Genomic DNA, 19,889 nt, shown 5'->3' on the forward strand with positions numbered 1-19,889 from the left:
CAGCGAACGGAAGGAACCATTCGCCATGCGCAGTGGCCGCGCCCCAAACGCCCTCCCTGACTCACCTGTCCACATCTCCATTACCCCAGTCACCCCACGTCATATGACATTCTCCTTACCCCAGTCACTTATCCCGCCCAGCCGCTCCGCTTATGATGAGGACGTAACCAACAAGCAACCAGCAACTCAAATACAAACCCATTTCTAAGGAGGAATTACAATGGCAAAAGTGCAGGCAACAGCAACAAACGATGGCTCCAGCGTCTTCGATGTAAACACGAACGATCCCGACCAACTAAAGTGGCAAGCGGACGCGATGATGTTCGTATCCGATCTGCAGGTGAACCAGACGCTCAAACAGCAATGGACGTCGCTGCTGGCGAACATGAAAGCGAAGCTCGACAGCAATCCGCCTCCAGCAGGCGACACAGACGCCGTCTACAAAGAGAAAATTAAGATCATTAACAATTTCTTGGCGCAAAAAGGGTATCAAACCGCAGCCGTCTTCGTGCTTGAGCTGACCAAAACCGACTTCTATACCGATCACCTGAAAGAAAGCGAGCCAAACGACGAGTCCGACCGTTTCGTCCAAGACATTTTGGCGAAGCCTGCCTTGCTCGCCGGCTGGCAGAAAGCAATGCAGACGGCACACGACTCCGATTCAACCGCGCCTGACCAATACTTGAAGAGCAATGGCTACGTTTGCTCCGCCCAACAAGTGGCAGCCTCCTTCAAATCGATGCGCAATGTTGACCTGAAGTTCTGGACTGGCGTTTATGGCAACACCGTCATCACGACGCAAGACGGCAAATCAGAGACCGGTCCAACCGTGCTCATCTACTCCAGCACGGACGGCATCTCAATTGGCAGCGACATGCTGGACAAAGAATTAAATAAAGTAACCTATGACAAAGGCGTGCTGAGCTGGACGAAGGATGATTTCACGATTAGCCACTCCGGGCAACTGACGTTTAGCCAAGTGACGCGTGCGGCGCAAGATGATAAGACCGGCTATGTCGGCAACGAGTTTTTCGGAACGATTACGTATTTCGAGAATGGAACCGAGACGAAGAAAAATATTTTCGGCCGAATTGGCAAGCCTCCCGTAGACAATAGCGGCTCGGGCGGCAGCGGCGGCGACCGCAAGAAGTGCCCTACGCCTCCTTCCGTTAAGCTGAGCGAAGTCGACAAAGCGATGAAATATATCGGCTATTTCATGGCTGCCGTCTTTATCGTGGACTTCATAGCTTCGGTGCCGAAGCGGTTCAAAGCGATTTCGGAGTTCGTAGAAAAAGTAAAATCGACTGTCACTGACGATAAGAAGCCCAACATGGAAGAAGAGCTTGATGATTCGTTTGAAATGATCGAAATTTCCAGCGATGAGCAATCGCTTAATGAGAATGGCTCATTTGACTCGAACGTAGATGGCGCACAGCCTGAGAACTACGATAACGCCCAAGGGCTCGATGGCATTAGCGACGAACAGCTGCCGCGTGCCGACGATGTGCAAGCGATGGAGCAAGGGCTGGATAACATCAATGAAAATGGCGAAATCGAGCAAAACGAAGATAACGTGAATGAGCAGGATGATTCCGTGCAAGACGAGGACGCTTACAGTGGCGAGAGCGAAGGCGAGTTCGAAGGCCTGTCTGATCTATTCAAAGAGTTGTAATCCCAACAACAATATAGGAGGCTACAAACCATGTCTAACAATGCAGTCACGCAGGATCAAGCCGCATTCTGGCAATTATTCGTAACCACAATCGCTGGGCAACTTCCCGGCACCGATCCGAAAAATTTCATCTCCGCAGCAGGGGCCATCAACTCCAACCTCGCGAGTGAGAGTGAAGTCGTTGCATTGACCGATGCTTACAACCTCGGCAATACGATACCAGACTGGGGCTTAACGTGGAACGGCGCTTTCAACACCCGTTTGTTCGATACGTACCAGCAATGGGTTCGCGATCTTGTTCCAACTGGCGGCTCGGACAGCTCTTCTGGCGGCAGCTCGGCTGGTGGCTCGGATAGCGACCTCGATACCCAGATCGATGCACTGCGCAGCAAAATCGCGACACTCAGCAACGATGTCTCCTTGATCTATCAAGGGTTTTATGAGGATTGGCTGAATGAGGTGTGCGCCGAGCTCGACGATTCTGGAAAAACATGCAAAATCTACATGTCCACGCCGCCAGACCCTACTTGGAGCTCCTATCGGACGGACCAATTGACGACGGATAATTATAAAGCGAAGGTCGAAGCGCTCGAAAGCACCTTTGGCGCCTTGCTCGGCGGCCTAACGACACAGCTCAACGCCCTTTTGCTGCAAAAGTTCGGTCCCGATTACCAAGAGCTTGCCGATGCATCCGAAGCGGTCGCGCTCGCCGATCCATTCGAACCGCACACGACGGACGAACTGCAGAAAACATCACAATTCCAGATGACCATCAAAGAGAATGACACGACCGCTTCGGTGCCAAGGTTCAAAACGAGTGAGTTGCAAAATGTTCGCGACTGGCTCCGCAAGCAGCAGGACGCCGTATCCGCCAATGGCTCCCCGCTCTTCGCCGACAAAGCGAAAGTGCAAATTACGCTCAATGACCAGCAAGTGACGGAGAAGGACAGCTCATGGAAATTCAGTGCAAACGTCGGCATCCCAATCGACTGGTTCTGGCTCGGCGGCAAGACGAGCGACTCCAGCAGCAGCCAATATCAAGAAAACTATTCGTATGACATGCTGATCACCTACCAAGACATCATTACGGTGAACATTAATCCCGGCGACTGGTATTTTGAAGGGCTGCTGCACACGTACGCGAATTTTAACAACTGGATGCCAGGGACCGGCTTTATCGGCAAGCAAATCTGGGGACCTAACGGCCTGATGAATGTCGTGGTCAAAGGGGTTGTGCTCGGCTATGCGCCGTACATGCGCTTCACCTCCAAAGACTGGAACAATACGACGACCAAGACGCAATGGTCCGCCAGCGCCAGCTTTGGCATCGGCCCGTTCAACTTCGAATCCGCATCTGCTTCGGGATCAAGTTACAGTTCCTTCACACAGCAGATCGAGAACGGCATTGAGATTCGCGATACGAGCGGCGTTCCAAAAGTGATTGGCCTCATCGTAGATACGCCAAACTTCTAAACCCAAATTTCTAAACCATCCATCCGCATCAATCGGTCCATCCACTCTCTAGTTTCATCGTAAACATTATAAACAGCCAAGCCCCTCCGAATAGGTGCTTGGCTGCTTTTTTATTGCATTCCACTGATAACAACGCTGTTAAAACGGCAACTGGCCCGGCCTTCCCAGCCAATACCCTTGACCTAGCGATACCCCCAGGCTTCGCGCCATCTCCCAATCCTGCTCAGTCTCCACGCCCTCGAGAATAAGCAAGGAATCGTGGCGGCACAGCTCGGCCATTAAATTAACGACACGCTGCTTCTGGCCTGATTCCGTCAATCCTTGCGCGAAATAACGGTCGAGCTTGACAATGTCCGGAGACAGCTCTACGAACTTCCGAAGGGAAGATGCTCCCTCTCCGGTATCATCCAACGCTAGCCGTATGCCGCATGCCCGCAAAATGCCGGTACCTTCAGCAAAGCTTGGTGTACTCCAAATTTGTGCTTCCTCGGTAGATTCGTTTAATTCAACAACGACCCGATCGAAGAAACGTACATAATGTCCCTCCATTCGTGACATAAATGACGGGAACGAAGGATGTGCCAGCGTCGATGGAAGAAGGTTGACAAATAAAATCGTTCGGTCGTCCGGCGAGCGGTCCCCGCCAAAATAAAACGCGATAGCCATCTCAAACGATAACGTATCCAAACGATATAGTTCCCCGCACTGCCTGGCGTTCTGGAAGAGTTCCCCTGGACCAATCCCTGCTCGGCTTCTAATCAGCGCTTCATACCCATAGACTACGTCGGACTGCCCGTCCACGATCGGCTGGTAATGGTGAAACAGATCCTCATATTCCAACGATCTCAAAGCTTTTGACATAGCGAAAATTCCTTTCTGGCGGCTACAAAGATTTAATTTCCGAATACTGCAGTCTAACGAACTAGTTCGATAGGTGATGCTGACTAGGGCAACAAACAACACTTACTGCCCTTTTCTTTTCGACATCAATCGACTAATTCCTACTTTATTCCTGATTATTTTTTATATTTTTCCTATAGACAATGAATCTGCCACTCCAATGGATAAAAAAAGCCGCAGCTATAGGCCTCAACCGCCTGAATCTCTCAGGCTTATGGTCGGTGTGGCCTAGCTGCGGCGCTATCTGATTAGTTTAATATATTAATGCTCTTCCGTATATTCCTCCAACGTCAATCCGCTCGTGTGCATAGCAACAGCCATATCTACGCCAACGTACCGAAGATGCCAGGATTCATGCTTGTAACCAGTCACTTTCTCTTTATTCTCAGGGTAACGAATGATAAAGCCGTATTCATAGGAATGATCCGCCAGCCACTTCGCCTCGTCCGTTTCCCCGAAGCAATCCTCCGCTGCGCATATTCCATTCGACCCAGACACATCCATTGCTAAACCTGTCTGATGCTCGCTAAAACCAGGACGCGCACTGTATCGTGCAGCAGCCGCTTCCCCGTCACGCTTCACGTAGTTGTTAAACAACGTCTTCTGGCGCGATTCCGAGCGGTAGCCCGATACGCCAGCAAGCGAGATGCCATCCTTAGAAGCTCCGTCGAACAGCTCTTTCAGCGCATCAGCGGCTTCCTTGCGCATTTTGCGCTTATCAACCTTTTCACTGAAAATAAATGGAACATCCGGATACACGAGGTCGCTTGGTACATAGCCAGCCGGCAAGCGATGTGTTTTGTTGACCAATACGCCAATTGCTTTAGGATCAGCAGCCGTTACAACCGAAGCATTACTGCCTGATGGGTTGCTAGCTGTGCCACCGCTTGGCGGCTTGGTGCTTGTTGGCTTAGTGCCTGTTTGGCTATCCGAACCGCTTCCAGCCTGGCCGTCGGCTTTGCCACCTGTCTTGCCATCGCCTTCGTTATCCGATTTGCCATCCGGCTCCCCCCCTGTCCCCCGCGGAACCTCAGGCTGAACTGGCTTGTCCGTCCCTGAAGGAGCCGTTGGCGCTGTTCCAGCCTCAGATTGCGCCTCTTGCGTTTGTCCGGCATTCTTTGTCCCTTTGCCGACTACTTCCGTGTACATCGTACCCGCTAGAATAATAGCGACTGCAAACGTTACTGCGATCATTTTTTTCATGTGGGATCCCTCGATTTCTAAGTTGTCTATGAACAAGATGCTGTTTACTAGACGACATAGGCGAGAGAATTGTTTCATAACCGCACATGGCATTTCACTTGAACATACTGGCAATCACTAGCTGTTACTGCCCCTTAATAAGCTGAAGTTCCCGGTCGCTGCCGGACATTTGGCCGAAAAATTCGGCATCTTCCTTCGCTAGCTGAAGCCATGCATCTACGCATGACGGGTCAAAGTGAACACCGCGTTCCGCTTCGATAATCGCTAGCGCCTCCTCATGCGACATCGCTTTCCGATAGGATCGCGACGAGGTTAACGCATCATATACGTCTGCAACCGCCGTAATGCGTGCGAGCAGCGGAATTTTGTCCTGCTTCAGCCGATCTGGATATCCCGTCCCATCCCAGCGCTCATGATGGGAACGAATAACTGTCAATTCCTCGGTCATGAACCCGATCCGTTTGCATAAGTTATAGCCAGATGTGGGATGCTCTTCAATAATGCTGCGTTCAAGCGCCGTCAACCGGCCTGGTTTATTCAGAATGGCATCTGGCACCTGCAGCTTGCCAACGTCATGGACGATGCCGCCCAGCGCAATTGCCCGCAGTTCCTCCGTATTCAAGCCCATGCGTTCGCCAAGCCGGAGCGCATACAAAGCAACACGGTAGTTATGGCCAGCTGTATACGGGTCCCGCGTCTCCGTCGTCATAATGAGTGAACGTACGCTCGGCGATAAACAGGTTTGAATCCACTCCCGTGGATTCGCCCGAAACAAGTGCAGCAATGACTCCCCAAACGTATCCCGAGCGGCATATTGGTAACGAATGCCTACTAGCGTAAACATAACTGAAATTAGCAATGTTATATGATAAATCCACCAGCTTAAACGCCACACTTCACCTGTCACCATAATAAATTGCGATACGATGAGAAGCCCCGCACTATACACCATTGCGATCTGCATAGGGGAGCGCCAAGCATGATAGGCCTGCCAGTAACGGCGCATCGCCCATCCGGCTAACACGAATGTGAAGCCAGTCGCACTCCACTTAAACCCATTTCCTGTTAGAATCTCCATGTTCATGAAGTGATGATTATGAAATAACAGCATGCAAGCAACGCCTAGAAGCAACGTCCAGATTGGCACGAGCCTCTTATTATGCTGTGAAAGCACCCGGATGACCACCTGGTCACTGGACAGCGAAGACAACCAAAGCCAGGTTACTGCGAGCACAATGCTAATTTGGGCCGCCAATGTCGGCAGGTTCGATGCATGCATAAGAAATCCCGGCGTTGCAAGCCCATGCAGCAGGAATACCTCCGCAAGCGATATGTAAGCGAGTGCTGCGAACGTCACTTTCACGTTTCGCAGGCGCACTCCTGCGACCCCAACAATAATGGCCATGGCCATAGCTAAGGCAGAGACGATGCTGACCAAATAAAAATGCCCGGTCGGCGCAGCTACTGTTCGATCAAGCGAATCAAAACTTCGCAGCATCGCATACACGAGCAATGGCAACAGCATGACGACAGCGAGCATGTAACGAGAGCTTGCTTTTTTACGCAACCGCTGGTACCTCCCATCTGTAACTACGACTCATCTAAGATATTGGCATTCCAATATACGCATCTATCTTGATTTATACCGGACATCCAGCGCGGCGTAAAGAGTAATTTTTCCATTATTCCTTCAAAACCTCCATTTGCCTGTCCGCTCCTGTATCAATCGTTCTATTAACCTCTCGAATAGGATGAAGAAAAGGACGAGTAGCACGTTGCCTCTTAAAGGCAGCATGCCGCTCTGCACCGTCCGAACCATTACTATTGAGAGGAGGCGAAAGGATGGACATCCCTTTCGCTATAACCGTACTTGGAAGCTCGGGAGGCGTCGCCCGGGCCCTTCTTACGCTGTTCGAGCACTCCCTTCTGGACGAGCATTCCCCCCTGCATGCCTGCTTGGCCAACAGCCGCATTCACGGCATCGACCGGGAGCAAAAACCACGAAGCTATTATCGAAGCTTTGCTCCTGAACTGTCCTCCCGCCTTAAGCTTCATCAGTTAGACCTAACGGATGCCGAGTCGTTAAAAGAGCACTGCGTCCGCACGAACACCCGGATGGTCATTGACCTGTCTTGGGCTGACACGCGGAGCATGATTGCCTGCTGTGACGAGCTCGGCATTAGCTACGTCAACACTGCGCTGGAGGACGAGGAGGTCGACGAGGAACCTGAATTGGAGTCGACAAGCTTGCTCGAACGAATCGATCGGTTCGATGCTGTGGAAAGCACTTATAAGCGCGTAAAAGCTATCGTTTGCTCCGGCATGAACCCCGGTGTTGTGCAGTGGATGGCCGTAAAGCTGATGAACGAAAGCCCAGACAAGAAACCCCGTGCTATTTATGTTGTCGAGAAAGACGATACGTTCTATGCAGATCCCTCGCTTGCTAAGCCTAATACCGTCTATGTGACGTGGTCGCCGGAATGCTTCCTTGAAGAAGCTGTATCCAACTTCCCGGTCTATTCCATCGGCAAGACGACGTATATGATTTATGGCAATGTCTACGATCGCGAATACGAAGTTCGAATGGGCGATGTAACGTTCTCTGGCTGTCTAATGGCTCATGAGGAGACGATTGCATTGGCTGAGGACTATCAAGTCGAGTCCGCTTTTATCTATCGTGTGAATGATTACACGACAAGTCAAATCCAATCGAATTTGGATGACCCTGACCGGCTCTGGGAATTCGACCAGAAACTGCTTCACCCTGATGATGGCAAACTCATTGGCTCCGATCTCATCGGCGTCCTGCTTGTCTATGACGATCATGAGCGTTACATGTACAACTCCGTAACGAATGAAGACGCCTATGCTGAATTCAAGACGAATGCTACGTACCTGCAAGTTGCAAGCGGCGTATATGCAGCCGCATCCGTCCTTATCCTTGATGATGTATCCCCTGGCGTTCATTGGGTACATCGCTTGGCAGAGGCGGAAGGCAGCCGTTATGGCGAATATGTCATGTACTACTTGCGCGAATTCGTCACCGGCACGAACGACTCCACTACTGGCATGCTCATGCAGCGGCTCGTCGAAGAAGGCCGCGGCGAACTGAATAACGGCAAGGATCAAACGCCTGAACTTCTATCAAGCCTCGAAGGCCCGAGCGGAGATGACTCGCCTCTCACGGAGTTGAAGTGACCAGGCGCAGGCGCAAGTTCAACAGGATGCAAACAACCCGCAAACGAAACGGAAGTCGTCTAATGCGCTTCTGGTCCAATGCGGGTTGTTTCGGTTGTTGCTCTTTTATTATTGCTCCTGCAGCGCTTCGAGCTCCATGGCAACGGATTCGATCATTTGGACAAATGCCGAGAGTTCCTGCGAGCTTGCCGCCTGTCCCTCTGCGAGGAGTACCGTCTGGTCACTGCCACGCTGCACTTGGTTCAACGCCGTGTAGATGCTGCCCAACTTCTCTTGGATCAGCCCGAGCGATTGTTTCGAGTTAGCCGCAAGCTTGCGGATTTCATTCGCGACAACGGCAAAGCCGCGCCCCTCGTCTCCCGCCCGCGCTGCTTCAATTGAAGCGTTCAAACCGATCAGATGCGTCTGGTCAGACACTTCCTTCATTGTCGTGCCCAGCGAACCGATGTCCTCAACTTGGCGGTGAAGCTCCTTCACTTGCTCGTTTGAGCTTCGTTGAAGCTCAGCTGTATTTTCCGCGGAAGCGGCCATTTTGCGGCTGCTCTCGTTGAGTTCTGCGATCATGGACGTCAGCTCTTGGACGGCTGCATTAACGCGGAGGAGCAAGTGCTGCTTCTCTTCGACCATCCTTTGAATTTTATCCTTCTCATCTTCCTCATAAGCTTCCAGTACAATCTGGGAATCAAGATTAAACAGCTTGCTTAAGGACATGACAATGGTTGCCCATTGGTCCGGCAGCGCGCGCTTCAACTGCTGCGTCGCAATCTGGAGATAGAGCATATACGTGCCCAAATACCAGTTCGTCGTAAGCCCGATTCGCGAATGAATGCGTCCAATATGGAGCCGGCGCTCGAAGAACGGCTCGTCGATTAAGCCGTCCGTCAACGATTGGAAATACCAGCGCTGCGTTCCTTTCAACCGATCGAGCGTGCTATGTTTGTTAATGATTTCGGCCAGCTCTGGCTCCTGCAGCAGACGGTCATACAGCTCGTCTACGACCAAGTTCGTGATGGTTTGAAACAGCGCTTCTTGTGAATGAAGAAGCTTCAAATCTTCTTCTGTTATCCCCGTAAATGTAACTTGTTGAAGCCGTGCACCTGTTAAATGGATGCCGAGGCGGCCAGACGCCGTTGTCTGGCCCATCATGTGATTGTTCATTCGGAGTCCCCCCATAAATGGCTGCTATATGGGACTTTATATCGGTTACATAGGACGTAAGGTTTAGATTGACAACGGCCGTTGTGGTATGCTAAATAAAGTTACACCTTTTTGGTGTTGTTGCTAATTCGTCATATTTGGAGGAAATTAAGATGAGCGCACCTTATGCAGTCCGTACGTACCATGAGCATTACACGATGATTGAGCTGTCCGAGGCTTCTACCTCCTCTAGCGTAACCCTTTGCCCCGAACGTGGCGGCATTGCGATCAGTTGCAAGCTGAACGATCTAGAGCTGTTCTATTTGGACGAATCCACCTTCATTGATCCGAATGCAAACATTCGCGGTGGCAATCCTATCTTGTTCCCAATCTGTGGCCAGTTAGAAAATGCAGAATACAACTGGAACGGCACCACCTATCCAATGCGCAATCATGGCGTAGCCCGCACGTCAGCTTGGGAGGTTGTCAGCCAATCTGACGAGGAACAAGCTTCCGTCACGCTGCGCTTGGCCAGCAATGCCACTACGCTGCAATCGTACCCTTTCGATTTCGAGCTGCTCTTCACCTACACGCTAAAAGACGGCCAACTTCTGCTGGATCAGCAATACCGGAATAACGGTTCAGAGACGATGCCCATGTACGCCGGCTTCCACCCTTATTTCAATACGGAAACAAAAAACATCGCGTACGAAACCGATGCGACAGTTTACCTCGACTATAACGATATGGCAGAAAAGCCGTTCGAAGGCTCCCTCGACCTGTCCGGCATGGTCGAATCGGTAACGCTGCTTGATCCTGTGAAACCAACGATTGCTTTCCCAGTTGCTGGCGGCCGTACAGTACGCCTGTCCTACAGCGATAACTTCCGCTACGTCGTGCTCTGGTCGGTCGATGGCAAGCCGTTCTTCTGCGTAGAGCCATGGATGGCAAAAACAACCGAGCTAAATGTGCAGCAGGAGCTCGTAATGGTAGAGCCAAGCAAAACTGTGCATGCTTCGTTAACTATCGCGCTTGACCCCAAGTAAGGATTCATCCAAGGAAGCGAGCCAGGAAGCCTCTTGTACGGCATGTGAATAGAAACACCCGCTTCATCCATAATAAGGACGGGTTAAGTTCGCAACACATTCTAATTCGCAAAATGTGCCATCGCACATAAGGAGGCTTCCTACGATGAGCCCACAGCCACAGAAGCATCAAGTCTTGCCGCCGCAGCATCAAAACCGCCAACCCGGCATCGAATCCGAAATGAATCCGCTGCCTGCATTCGAATCGCCTTCTTATAAAGCAGCCGGCAAGCTGCAGGGCAAGGCCGTGCTTATTACCGGCGGCGACAGCGGCATCGGCCGCGCAGCATCGGTCGCCTTCGCTAAGGAAGGCGCCGACGTTGCAATCATCTACTTGGATGAGCATGGCGATGCGCAGGCGACCAAGGCAATCATCGAGTCGCATGGCCGCCGCTGCTTGCTCATTGCCGGCGATATAGGCGATGAGGCGTTCTGCCAACAAGCAGTCGATCAGGCGAAGCAGGCGCTGGGCGGCGTTGATGTGCTCGTCAACAATGCAGCAGAGCAGCATGTCGTCCAGCAGTTCGAGCAGTTGACCGCGCAGCAGCTAGAACGAACATTCCGCACGAACGTTTTCGGCATGTTCTATCTGACGAAGGCTGCCCTTCCACTGCTTAAGGCTGGAACCTCGATCATTAATACTGCATCAGTCACTGCGTACAAAGGCAACCCACTGCTCGTCGACTATTCCTCGACGAAGGGCGCCGTCGTCTCGTTTACCCGTGCGCTCGCTGTCCAACTTGCGGATCGCGGCATCCGCGTGAACGGCGTCGCGCCAGGCCCGGTCTGGACTCCACTTATTCCTGCGTCGTTCGACGCCCAGCTCGTATCGGAGTTCGGCTCCGACACGCCGCTGAAGCGTCCCGGCCAGCCATATGAGATGGCGGCAGCATATGTGTTCCTCGCCTGCGATGACTCCTCGTATATGACAGGCCAGATGATTCACCTCAATGGCGGCGAAATCGTTAATGGCTAGCTTGCTGAGCTGCTAATGTTGGCTGATCATTGCTGATCATTAGAGGCGGATCGATCCAAGGCGGTGCAGAGCGTTCGTAGCAACTGCATCGCCTTTTCTTATTTCATTTGGGCACATTTATTTCTGTGAGCCTCGCCCAGCATGAAGCGCCGTTGCATTCTATACAATGAGCAGACACGTATGGCCAGCCAAATTCATGCGCCAATGCAGTCTGTACAATGGCGCATCGCGATTGCCCGCCAATCAGGCAAATTAAATTCCCAAAACATATTTTGCATTGCACAAACTGCAACGGCAGCGTATTTATGCCAATTAATTGCTGTTGCCATTGCACCAAATACAATTCTGGCAACGAAAACAGCACGGCTCCCTTTCCTCTGCCCTCACCGGTCTCCCCTTGCCTTAAAGCAACGGATACTAACCGCTTTCCGCTATACACCAGTTGCGGGTTTCGCCTTATTCCGTTATAGTTAATATTAATAAAAGTTTAATCGGTTTAACTTTTAATTATTGATTCATTCATTATCACCGGTCTAACCGTTGCTTGTGCAGCATGAACTTACATCATGAATACATCCATTCAACATACGATTCATTGCTTGCTATTCATCACATCTCGTTCGCCCAAAAAGTTAAACCGTTTTAACTTTATTGCTTCCGGAGGAATGCTATCCATGAAAATCAACATCCATGACGTCGCCAAAAAATCCGGCCTTTCCGTCGTCACGGTCTCCCGCGTGCTAAACGGCTCACCGTCCGTCCGCGAGCATAACCGGCAGAAGGTGCTTGATGCTGTAAAAGAGCTCGGCTACCGCCCCAACGCAGCGGCGCGGTCATTATCGAGCGGCCGCACTGGCATTATCGGCGTCATTCTGACGACGCTGCAGGACTCGATGTTTGACACCGTCGTACAACGGCTCAATGAAGAGCTTGCCATGCAAGGCTACTTCCTTGCCGTAGCGGTCGTCGGCAATATGTCAGAGGATGACAGCCATTATTTGATCCAAGAGGATCGGGTTGACGGGCTCGTGCTCCTTTCTCCAGTCGAGGAAGATGCTTTTATCGTGGAGATGAAGCGGCGCGGCATCCCTTATGTGCTTATTGATAACCAGAAGCCGGACAATGATGCGTGGTCCGTCACGATTGACAATTATACCGGCGGGCAAACAGCGGCACGCCATCTGCTGGAGCTCGGGCACACGTCGATCGCCCATCTATGCGGGAGCGAGCGGTTCCGAAGCACGCGTGAGCGCCGAACCGGCTTTCTCGACGAGCTTCAGCGTGCGGGCATCGAACCGTTCGAGCTCGTGCTGGGTGAATATGATGTGGAGTTCGGCTATGAGACGGCACGAGGGTGGATCGAGGAAAACCGCCTGCCTACTGCCGTATTCGCTGGCGACGACCATATTGCACTCGGCGTGATCAACGCACTGTCCGAAGCAGGCCTGCGCGTGCCCGATGACGTTTCTGTCATCGGCTATGACGACCAAACGCTCGCCTCTAAGCTGCGGCCGCACCTGACGACGATTCGCCAGCCAGCCGATGGCATCGCCCACTCTGCCGCCCACATGCTGCTTTCCCGAATTGGCGGAGCACAGCGCAGCATGCAGCAGAAGCTACAGCCAACATTAATCGTACGCGACACGACAGATCAGCCGCGAAAGGGGACACCAACATGACCGTATATTTAGGAATCGACAGCGGAGGCAGCAAAACGTACGCCCTGCTGACGGATGCGCAAGGCAACATTATCGGCAAAGGCAAAGGCGGCCGTGGCAACCACCAGAATGGGAGAGATGAAGCCGAATTCAGCATTCGAGCCGCAACGGCGCAGGCCCTGGAGCAAGCTGGGCTCACCAAAGAAGACGTCACCCACGCCTGCTTCGGCCTCGCAGGTGCCGATCGTGAAACCGACTACCAAATTCTTCGCCCGCTCGTCGCGTCGATCGATTTTCCTCGATGGTCCATTGAGTGTGACACCTTAATCGGGCTTCGTGCCGGAACAACGCGCCCATATGGCATTGGCATTATTTGCGGCACGGGCACAAACTGCGTCGGCATTAACCCCGCGGGCACTCCGTTCCAATGCGGCGGCTTCAACTATATGTATGGCGATTTTGGCGGCGGCGGCGCACTCAATGTCGAAGCTTTCCGCTCCGTCATCCGTGCATGGGATGGGCGCGAGCAGCCAACCGCGCTTACGCCGCTGCTGCTTGAGCTGCTCGGTTATCCCGATGTTGAGGCGATGTATAACGACTATCTAGACCATGACAAAGCCGTTCCTCTGGATGCGGCGAAGCTTCTGTTCCAAGCAGCTGCACAGAACGATGCCGTTGCAATCGCGATTCTAAACCGGCAAGGCGTTGAGCTGGGCAAATCGATAAGCGCGGTCGTACACAAGCTCGGCATGAGCGGCGATACGTTCGACGTCGTGCTTGCAGGAAGCTTAGTGACGCGTGGCGACACTGGCGGCTGGATTCGCGGCCCAATCGAGCAAGCAACCTTGGCAGCCGCCCCTCATGCACAAGTTGTAACGCTAGCAACCGAGCCGGTCGTCGGCGCCGTATGGCGCGCAATGGAGACGGCTGGACAGCCCGTATCCCCCGATGTCCATCGCAAGATGAGTGCCTATAGCGAATTTAATCAACTACCAGAAGGGATCTGACAATCATGGCAAACGGACTAAAAATCGCAGTAATCGGCGGCGGCTCCTCCTATACCCCTGAGCTTGTAGAAGGTTTTATCCAAAATTATGAGCAACTGCCCGTTCGCGAGCTCTGGCTCGTCGATATCGAAGAAGGCCTGCACAAGCTCAACATTGTCGGCCAGCTCGCGCAGCGCATGGTGGAGCAATCCGGACTGCCCATGCAAGTGCATCTGACGACCGACCGCCGCCGGGCAATCGAAGGTGCTGACTTCGTTAGCACGCAGATGCGCGTCGGCATGCTGGCTGCACGCGGCCGCGATGAGACAATTCCGCTTCGCTATGGCGTCATCGGCCAAGAAACGACCGGTCCCGGCGGCATGATGAAGGCGCTGCGGACGATCCCGGTGCTGCTCGACATTTGCCGCGACATTGAGGAGCTTGCCCCGAACGCTTGGCTGCTCAACTTCACCAACCCTGCTGGCATGGTTACCGAAGCCATTCTCCAGCATGCTAAAGTGCGCAGTATCGGGCTTTGCAACGCACCGATTGGCCTGCGGAAGTGGCTATCCGGCAAATATAGCGTGCCTGCTGACCGCATTTACACCGAGTTCGTCGGCCTCAACCATCTGCACTGGGTATCGCGCGTCGAAGTGGATGGCGTCGATAAGCTAACGGAGCTGCTGAACAACCAAGAAGATTACAGCGCGAAGAATGTGCCGCAGCAAGGCTGGAATCCGGCGTTCCTCCGTTCGCTCGGCGCATTGCCTTCGTATTATTTGAAATATTTCTATATGACGGACAAAATGCTAGCCGAACAACAGAAGGCGCTACAGCAGGATGGCATCCGTGCTGAAGTCGTCAAGCGCGTCGAAGACGAGCTGTTCAAGCTATACGCCGACCCAGCGCTAACGGAGAAGCCGAAGCAGCTGGAGCAGCGCGGCGGCGCATACTATTCCGAAGCAGCGGTCAACTTAATGCGCTCGCTCTACAACGGGACGAACGACATTCAGGCGCTCAACGTTGCAAACCAAGGCGTTCTCGACTTCCTGCCGGACGATGCTTCAATTGAAGTCAACTGTATTGTGACCAAAAGCGGCCCGCTGCCGTTGCCCGTCACGAACGTGCCCGCGCAAGCGAAAGGCCTCATCCACGCTGTCAAAACGTATGAGCAGCTCGCAATCCGCGCGGCTGTGACAGGAGACCGCGGCTTAGCGCTCCAAGCGATGGCCCATCATCCGCTCGTCCCATCCGTTGACACGGCCGTGGCACTGCTCGATGAGATGCTGGAAGCGAACCGCGCTTACTTGCCGCAATTTTTCGCTTAAACCAATGACAAAAAAGACGGATGCCAGGGAGCTTCTCGCTCCTCAAGGTATCCGTCTTTGCTTAAATCACCATCTCTTCCGGTCATCCGGCCGTATATCAAAGTTGCCAAGGTCCGACAATTGATCGTATGCATCTTTATAAATTCGAATAATGGCTTGCACATTACGAAACTCTTCATCCTCTGGCCCATAGCCTTCCATAAACATCTTCTCAATGATGCGCCGGAAGAAGCCCATTCGCTTCTCCATCCGCTCCCGCTCCATTTGAACAATGTCCTCGAAGGTGTTTTCCTCGATAAACGTATCCAGCAGGTCTGGACCGTCCTCTAAATGATTGCGCCTTGAGCGGCTTCGCGATCCGAATCGCTCCTGTTCTCCACTCGAGTCTACATCCCGCGCAGGGCTATCTTGTGGCTGAAGATCAATCGAGGTGCGGAGCGCAGACAATGTAATATTTTCCCGGGCAAGCATGACATGAAAATCTTTGTGCTGGAGCAGCTCGGCGACGACTAACCTGCACATTTCCCGATTCTGGAGCAGCATGCCATCGAACGGATGAAGCGTCCAATTATTCTGCTGGTAATACAGATTGAAAGTAAACATCGCGCTGCCATAACGATATTGCATATTAATCCGTGTCTCATCGATAATCTCGAACGAGAAATCTAGCATGTCTTTACTCCCTCCCGGAATGATCTTCTGTATATTTTATAAATTATACCACATTGCGGCTGGCTGGACTTTACGCCGCTTAAAGATTTACGGTAAAGTAGAAGGTACTGCTACATACGCCTAATGAACGGAGTGTCGCTCCATGAAATTTATACGGGAAAACAAAATGAACCTATGGCTCGGCATTCTCCTTCTCATCAACCTCGTCCTTCTGCTTGCCTTCTTTCGCCCTAACTCCTAATTAATACCCACTTGCTTCGGCTTCCTAACGTTGCTTCACCCCAGCCTTTGGCCACGCCCTGACAGCAAGAAAGGCCGGCCCGCCACGCGCCTTAAGCGCGTAACGGATCAGCCCTTCTTGCTGTCGTTGTTGTAATAAAAACCTTGTGGGTCATTTAATTCCGCGATGGCTTCTGCCCGCTCGCTGCTTGTAATGACAATCAAGACGGCAATGACACAGCCCAATATGACGGAAAGCATCCGATCAATCAGCCTCCCTCCATGCGCAGACGGCTTTTATGCCAATCTATGCAGGGGAAAGCTGGAATATGCCAGTTGTTTCCTAGCTTAACAAGGAGCTGATCTCATTCTCAGCCGGCACAGCGGACTTCAATGCTGGAGCCGATGCATCTGCACCGTGGCCCAATCGGTTCGCAAGCTGCGTATTAATCGACGTCATTTTGTTCGTATAATCGTTGCAGCTATCGATGATGCGCCTGTTCGACTGCTCCGACAGGTCGATTGCTGCCATCAAATCGCCAATGGCACGATTGACCGCTTCCATCGACATCGACGGCTTGGCCAGCAGCTCGTTCGTTTTCTCGGTCGTCTGGCGCAGCAGGCGCGCATTTTCTTGGAACTGGTTTTCAATCGTCTTGTTCGTCGCATCTACAGCGCTAATGACTTTCTCTTGGTCGTTCAGCGCAAGCGCGATCATCGCGGATACGGTAATGAGATTCGACGTCTTATCGATCGCATTGTTAACGGAATCGATCAGCTTATCATTATTGTCATTAATGATGTCCGTTGCCGCAATCGCCTGATTGTAAAGCATAATCATCTCGGTCATCGACTGAATCCGCGTAACTACCTTGCGGAGCCCGCGTTCCAGCTGTGCCTTGCGGCCCGCATTGTCAGGGTTCGCAATCTCCGACTCAAATAGCTCCTTAAGCTTGTCCCCGAACGTAATCTTCGTTTGAAGGGAATAGATCTCTTCTAGGGAACTGCGCTTGAGTTGGCGCATATTGACGATGCTTTCCTCCAGCGTATCCTTGCCGTCACGCAAGCCGTTAATGATGGCGTCCACGTTCGTTTTGACCGTCTGGTACTTGTACACGTAGTTTTTCAACGGGCTTTTACGAAGCATTTTGCCAAGGAATCCGACATTCTTGCTCTGCTGGAGCGATTCGCACTCGCTGCGCAACTTCAAAATCATGTTGGACACTTCCGTGCGGCCGCCGTTCATCAGGTCGTTAACCGGACGGTCGAGCAGCTTCAACGTCTGGCCCGCTTTTTCCTGTGTTTTAATGCCGAGCTTCCCGATTTCGTCCATCAAGGTATCGAGCTGAACCGAATCCGTCTGCGCGACTTGTCCGATCAGCCGGGACGCTTCTTGAACGACCTTCTGTTCATCCTCTTGCTTCAACTGCACCAATTGCGTCGACATCTAACAGGCCTCCCTATCGTTATAGCTCTGATTGATTATACCGCTGGTGAATCAGTTCTGCTTTGGTCTGCAATTCCAGCAAATCCTTATGTTCAATCGTAGATGCGATCGCTGAAATTTTGGAATCAACATCCTTCAAGCCGTTAAGCAGCATTCGGCGGTTTTTGCTCTTCATCTCGCCGCTTAAGCGCAGGAACGGGTTGATTACCCCATTAAGGTCTTTGAGAATCAGCCTGCGAATCGTATGATTCGTGTTGCTGTCCCCAAGCTGCTCAAGCAGCGGAATAATCCGTTGTACACGAGAGAACAAGGAAAGCGACTTCTCAACGATTTCGCTATCGAGATTATGCTTCTGCCCCTCGGAAATAATCATATCTTCAAGCACCTGCAAATACTCAACTACCGGGCCAAAGCCTTCTGGCAACACCGCCGCTGATGCCGCTGCGGATTGCGTTGGAGCTGGCACTGGTGCAGCTTGTGGCTGCCGCCCTCCCGCACCTTGAAGCTGCGGTTGCTGCTGTTGATTAGGCTGCAAACGGTCTGGCAATGGCCCTGCCGGATGGCCGGACACGTCCAAGCTTGGAGCTGGAACACGGTTCCGGGCTGGAAGCAGGCTGCCGAATATAGCGCCTATCGCTGGAATGAACAGCGTCAAAATCTCGGGCAACATAAAGCTTAATACAACTGCAGCAACATATCCAATAGCACCGCCGACCAGTACATTTTTCCTCACGGGCAATTCCCTCCACCTAGACACGTTAGTCTCTCCCACTATTGTAGAAACCCTCGTTAACGCTGTCAATGGAGCCGGGGAAGCATGGAGCCCCCCGCCGCAGGGCGGGGCAGCGCCGTTTCACCCATTATGCCTGCACTCGCTGCAAACTTTCTGCAAAAGTCTGCATGCGCATCGACAGCTCAATATGGCTCGTTGTAATGCCGAACTCCGGCGCCAGCGGCTCAATCGGCTGCCCCAGCGCTGCTTTAACACCCAAATAAGGGAAGTTAATGCCTGCTAAGCAGGTTGCATGCAGCCCGCCGGACATCCGCGGATTAATTTCCAGAAGCTTCGGCACGCCGCCGTTACAACGCATTTGGATATTAAAGTTGTATGGAATCCGATACGTCTCTGCTACGCGATGGGCAATGGCGATCAGCTCAGCATTATTCTCCAGCACGCGCAGCCTCCCATCCGCTTTGCGGCGCGGCACGGCTGCCAGCAGCTTCCCGTCCCGGTCAGCTAAGCAATCGATGCTGTACTCCGGGCCATCCAGCAGCTCCATCACCATCATCTCAGGGAACGTTTCCACTCGGGATAAAATGCCGTATGCCTCATCGAATGTCAACTCGTTAGTCACATATCCGAACAGATCTTTCAACGCATCGCGATTATCGTTCACGATACGGAACCCAAGCCCTCCCTCAGAATCGGTCGGCTTGAAGCAGACACGGTGCCCCGCAGCGGCTAACCGCGCATACGCTTGCTTGAAGCCTTCCGCATCTCGGACAACCTCGTAAGCCGGAACCTCCATAATCCCCGTCGTTCGAACCTCTTCGTAAAACTTGTCCTTAATCGTCAACTTCTCGAGCAACTCCACGTCACGGCATACTGTTACTTGCGTTCCGATTTCATCGAACAGTGCAACGTGGCGGGCGATATCGAGCATATGCAGCCTGGGGATAAAGACATCAATTTCATGCTTTCGGCAGAAGTCAACGCAAAACTGAACATAATCCAATCCGCCTAGCACAGGCTCGACCGTCGCATAATCTGCACCCTGCAGCGCCATATGGCCGGGATCAGGATGCGTGCCGTATAGCTTAAACGCAACGCCGTCCTCATTGTGGCGAATGCTGTTCATATAATGGTAAGCGACGGAAAACCAACGGTTAAAATATACGCGAAGCTCTTTTTTGCTCATGTTGAACTTCCCCCTA

18 protein-coding genes are annotated in these 19,889 nt (G+C 52.4%); 9 read left to right on the forward strand and 9 right to left on the reverse strand.

Annotation, left to right across the window (positions count from 1 at the left end; genetic code table 11):
* Positions 1–220: 220 nt before the first annotated feature.
* Both GON22_RS06850 and GON22_RS06855 read left to right on the forward strand, forming a co-directional pair.
* The gene (locus GON22_RS06850; protein ID WP_160395367.1) at positions 221–1,672 is read left to right on the forward strand and encodes a hypothetical protein; all 1,452 of its coding nucleotides are present in this window, start codon (positions 221–223) and stop codon (positions 1,670–1,672) included.
* Between the two features lie 30 nt (positions 1,673–1,702).
* On the forward strand, positions 1,703–3,145 hold the full coding sequence (locus GON22_RS06855) for a hypothetical protein (RefSeq protein WP_160395368.1): 1,443 nt from the start codon (positions 1,703–1,705) through the stop codon (positions 3,143–3,145).
* A 138-nt stretch (positions 3,146–3,283) separates the two neighbouring features.
* Here the strand turns inward: GON22_RS06855 and GON22_RS06860 are convergent, their stop codons facing one another.
* The 3 genes from GON22_RS06860 to GON22_RS06870 all read right to left on the reverse strand — a co-directional run bounded on the left by GON22_RS06860 (position 3,284) and on the right by GON22_RS06870 (position 6,815).
* Entirely contained in the window at positions 3,284–4,006 is a 723-nt protein-coding gene (locus tag GON22_RS06860) for an EAL domain-containing protein (protein ID WP_160395369.1), read from the reverse strand.
* Between the two features lie 300 nt (positions 4,007–4,306).
* Positions 4,307–5,248: a M15 family metallopeptidase gene (locus GON22_RS06865; protein WP_160395370.1), complete on the reverse strand. Its 942-nt coding sequence runs from the start codon at positions 5,246–5,248 to the stop codon at positions 4,307–4,309.
* Positions 5,249–5,372: 124 nt separating this feature from the next.
* Complete coding sequence (locus tag GON22_RS06870; RefSeq protein WP_160395371.1) at positions 5,373–6,815, reverse strand: HD-GYP domain-containing protein; 1,443 nt, start codon at positions 6,813–6,815, stop codon at positions 5,373–5,375.
* Between the two features lie 275 nt (positions 6,816–7,090).
* On the opposite strand from GON22_RS06870, the gene GON22_RS06875 reads away from it, so the two are divergent.
* On the forward strand, positions 7,091–8,446 hold the full coding sequence (locus GON22_RS06875; protein WP_160395372.1) for a saccharopine dehydrogenase NADP-binding domain-containing protein: 1,356 nt from the start codon (positions 7,091–7,093) through the stop codon (positions 8,444–8,446).
* 108 nt (positions 8,447–8,554) lie between these two features.
* Here the strand turns inward: GON22_RS06875 and GON22_RS06880 are convergent, their stop codons facing one another.
* Complete coding sequence (locus GON22_RS06880; RefSeq protein WP_160395373.1) at positions 8,555–9,604, reverse strand: globin-coupled sensor protein; 1,050 nt, start codon at positions 9,602–9,604, stop codon at positions 8,555–8,557.
* Positions 9,605–9,756: 152 nt separating this feature from the next.
* On the opposite strand from GON22_RS06880, the gene GON22_RS06885 reads away from it, so the two are divergent.
* The 6 genes from GON22_RS06885 (at position 9,757) to GON22_RS06910 (ending at position 15,616) form a co-directional block, all read left to right on the forward strand.
* Complete coding sequence (locus GON22_RS06885) at positions 9,757–10,629, forward strand: aldose epimerase family protein (RefSeq protein WP_160395374.1); 873 nt, start codon at positions 9,757–9,759, stop codon at positions 10,627–10,629.
* Positions 10,630–10,774: 145 nt separating this feature from the next.
* Positions 10,775–11,644: an SDR family oxidoreductase gene (locus tag GON22_RS06890; protein ID WP_160395375.1), complete on the forward strand. Its 870-nt coding sequence runs from the start codon at positions 10,775–10,777 to the stop codon at positions 11,642–11,644.
* 180 nt (positions 11,645–11,824) lie between these two features.
* On the forward strand, positions 11,825–12,118 hold the full coding sequence (locus GON22_RS06895) for a hypothetical protein (protein ID WP_160395376.1): 294 nt from the start codon (positions 11,825–11,827) through the stop codon (positions 12,116–12,118).
* Positions 12,119–12,318: 200 nt separating this feature from the next.
* Positions 12,319–13,323: a LacI family DNA-binding transcriptional regulator gene (locus GON22_RS06900; RefSeq protein ID WP_160395377.1), complete on the forward strand. Its 1,005-nt coding sequence runs from the start codon at positions 12,319–12,321 to the stop codon at positions 13,321–13,323.
* Positions 13,320–14,309 (forward strand): N-acetylglucosamine kinase, encoded by a 990-nt coding sequence (locus tag GON22_RS06905; RefSeq protein ID WP_160395378.1) that lies wholly within the window; start codon positions 13,320–13,322, stop codon positions 14,307–14,309. The genes GON22_RS06900 and GON22_RS06905 overlap by 4 nt, the downstream gene beginning before the upstream one ends.
* 5 nt (positions 14,310–14,314) lie before the next feature.
* Positions 14,315–15,616 (forward strand): 6-phospho-beta-glucosidase, encoded by a 1,302-nt coding sequence (locus tag GON22_RS06910; RefSeq protein WP_160395379.1) that lies wholly within the window; start codon positions 14,315–14,317, stop codon positions 15,614–15,616.
* 66 nt (positions 15,617–15,682) lie between these two features.
* Here the strand turns inward: GON22_RS06910 and GON22_RS06915 are convergent, their stop codons facing one another.
* The 5 genes from GON22_RS06915 to GON22_RS06930 all read right to left on the reverse strand — a co-directional run bounded on the left by GON22_RS06915 (position 15,683) and on the right by GON22_RS06930 (position 19,873).
* On the reverse strand, positions 15,683–16,288 hold the full coding sequence (locus GON22_RS06915; RefSeq protein WP_160395380.1) for a hypothetical protein: 606 nt from the start codon (positions 16,286–16,288) through the stop codon (positions 15,683–15,685).
* A 348-nt stretch (positions 16,289–16,636) separates the two neighbouring features.
* Positions 16,637–16,768: a hypothetical protein gene (locus GON22_RS26420; protein WP_272898774.1), complete on the reverse strand. Its 132-nt coding sequence runs from the start codon at positions 16,766–16,768 to the stop codon at positions 16,637–16,639.
* Positions 16,769–16,850: 82 nt separating this feature from the next.
* The gene (locus tag GON22_RS06920; RefSeq protein WP_160395381.1) at positions 16,851–17,954 is read right to left on the reverse strand and encodes a toxic anion resistance protein; all 1,104 of its coding nucleotides are present in this window, start codon (positions 17,952–17,954) and stop codon (positions 16,851–16,853) included.
* A 19-nt stretch (positions 17,955–17,973) separates the two neighbouring features.
* Positions 17,974–18,687: a hypothetical protein gene (locus tag GON22_RS06925; RefSeq protein ID WP_160395382.1), complete on the reverse strand. Its 714-nt coding sequence runs from the start codon at positions 18,685–18,687 to the stop codon at positions 17,974–17,976.
* Between the two features lie 127 nt (positions 18,688–18,814).
* A complete protein-coding gene (locus GON22_RS06930) occupies positions 18,815–19,873 on the reverse strand; it encodes an ATP-grasp domain-containing protein (protein WP_160395383.1) in 1,059 nt (352 codons plus the stop codon).
* Positions 19,874–19,889: the final 16 nt, after the last annotated feature.

It is taken from the genome of Paenibacillus sp. MMS18-CY102, from assembly GCF_009789195.1.
In the GTDB taxonomy this organism is placed as follows: Bacteria; Bacillota; Bacilli; order Paenibacillales; family Paenibacillaceae; genus Paenibacillus_T.